The sequence below is a fragment of the Corynebacterium sp. AOP12-C2-36 genome (assembly GCF_052379185.1).
Taxonomy (GTDB): domain Bacteria; phylum Actinomycetota; class Actinomycetes; order Mycobacteriales; family Mycobacteriaceae; genus Corynebacterium.
The window spans coordinates 1-1,647 of record NZ_JBQSYJ010000056.1; the positions used below are offsets into that span (position 1 = coordinate 1).

The 1,647-nt window shown below is 55.6% G+C and carries 2 protein-coding genes; one reads left to right on the forward strand and one right to left on the reverse strand.

Translation table 11 applies throughout. The features are described from left to right. Positions 1-443: 443 nt before the first annotated feature. A complete protein-coding gene (locus tag ACT3UN_RS16405; RefSeq protein ID WP_444657649.1) occupies positions 444-995 on the reverse strand; it encodes a hypothetical protein in 552 nt (183 codons plus the stop codon). Positions 996-1,413: 418 nt separating this feature from the next. On the opposite strand from ACT3UN_RS16405, the gene ACT3UN_RS16410 reads away from it, so the two are divergent. Beyond that, positions 1,414-1,647 (forward strand): recombinase family protein (locus tag ACT3UN_RS16410; RefSeq protein WP_444657650.1); only part of this gene is annotated, 234 nt, incomplete at its 3' end.

The following is a 1,647-nucleotide window of genomic DNA, read 5'->3' on the forward strand; positions in this document are numbered from 1 at the left end:
ATGCAGTGATCGTCGCCAAGGCCTTCGCCGGCGCCTGAGATACCAGCACGCGGGGTCGGGAACTCCTGGCGTGATCAGCTTTCCGACACCATCACCCCAGATTGCAACAGCACCCCCCCAGGTGCTCGTCGACTCGAAATCCGTAGGATCGTTCGCCGGGGAAGATATCCGACTGAATGGACTACTCCCGGACGAGATACATGGCAATGGAACTGGGATTCTAGACTAAAAACCACTATTCCTAGTGGATGTGTGCTTCTTTTTTGCTTTTCTTGATACGATAAACCAGGTTGCGGCAGATGATAAAAACATCACTATTGCAAATGGCAAGCTGATTGCAAAATCGATTACTCCAAATGCTCCGAGAGCAAGGATGACGATGCCTACAGCTAGGGGGAAAACCCAGTTGTATTTTTGTGTTCTGTTTAATCCCATATCAATACCTACCGGCAACTAAATCCGCGGAGCTGTCCGCTCCATGTCACTTCGATGAGTGCTCTCCGGTTGTTGGGGCACAAGCCACGCTCAGAGAGGGCAAGCGCAGCGGCAGGACCGATTGCCGAGGCCAGTCCGCATGCTATGCCGTATGTCCCAGCGCACAGTGCAGTGGTGATGAACCCAGTAGATCCGGCAATGGCCAGTCGTTGTTCTTTCGGAGTGAGTTCGATCCACGGGCCTCGAACCGACGGTCCGGCTGAAAGTCGCGGTGAAGGCTGTGTGAGATATGCGGGCATGGCTAGCTCCATGCCGTTTTCGAGTTCGTAGACAAGGAAGTCCTCGCCCTCGTGGGTGACCGTATGGCGCGGGATGCTTGAGGCCTCGAGTTCTTGCGCTTCTCGCAGGAGTGTTTCCTGCCACTGTTCGGCTTCGGTGTTCACCGCTTCGGCGGTCGGGTCCGCTGACTCCGGAGCAGCGTTGGCAGCGGGGAGCGCTGCGAGCGGTATGCATAGTGCCAGGGCTAGGGCTGTAAGCCGCCTCACTGGAGTCTTGTTCATGGTTCTCCTCGCGTTCAAGCATTGGATGTGGTTTACCCCACATGCTCACAGTATCACCGAAGACTACGGAGAATGTCAGTTATTTGTGAATACTCTGTGAACTCTGGCACACGGGGGTGGTGGCGTCTGCATGCGACGTGGTTGCGGATAACGAACAGTATCGGAAACCGGGGGTAGTGTCCGAAAATGATCGTTTGTGACACACTGCCACGCTTGGGAAACTATCGAGCTGTTTGTCCTGCTGGGCGAGTGTCACAACACTGTGTCATAATCAATGTGTCACCACGTTGTCCGGTGACGGATAATGACGCAGTATTTGATGAAATGAACAACTAGCCTTGTTAGCGTGCGATACTACCGACGATGGGAACTGGGATTGTGGGAGTAGGGACAGTTTGGGTGCGTTCACAGTTTGCTGATGCACGGATGCCACGGACGACGACGATGCTCCGCGTCGTTAGCCTTGCTTTCTCCACGAACTCACCAGGGGGTCGTCGTGGGTGAGGTGTTGGGCTATGCCCGGGTGTCGACGACTGATCAGGATGCCCGACTACAACACGACGCCTTGACAAAGTACGGCTGCGCCCGGGTGTTTACCGACACGGCCTCGGGGACACTGGCCCACCGCGACCAGTTCGTCCGCCTGTCCGAT

Bases quoted from the DNA above. Each gene is read 5' to 3' on its own strand.
- ACT3UN_RS16405 (WP_444657649.1), bottom strand. From the start codon at position 995: ATGAACAAGACTCCAGTGAGGCGGCTTACAGCCCTAGCCCTGGCACTA.